Genomic DNA, 221 nt, shown 5'->3' with positions numbered 1-221 from the left:
CGCCACCGCTGCCCGAGCCGCGTTCGACGATCTGGCCGAGAAATGGGGGCCCCGCTACCCGGCCGTGATCCGGCTCTGGGACAACGCCTGGGCTGAGTTCATCCCGTTCCTCGACTATGGAGGCTGTCGCGGAATCGGTGCAGTCCGGTGACGCCGGATGGCGCCGGTCGACCAAACGTGTGGGATGGCTAGCTGAAAGTGTCAGACTCGGCCGTGCAGCT

1 pseudogene is annotated in these 221 nt (G+C 66.5%); it reads left to right on the top strand.

The window, feature by feature from the left end:
• A pseudogene (locus RM423_RS25330) lies at positions 1 to 118 on the top strand (transposase); the annotation flags it as partial.
• Positions 119 to 221: the final 103 nt, after the last annotated feature.

This window comes from Jatrophihabitans lederbergiae (assembly GCF_031845305.1).
Lineage (GTDB): Bacteria > Actinomycetota > Actinomycetes > Mycobacteriales > Jatrophihabitantaceae > Jatrophihabitans_A > Jatrophihabitans_A lederbergiae.
This window is presented reverse-complemented; position numbering and strand designations above follow the sequence as displayed.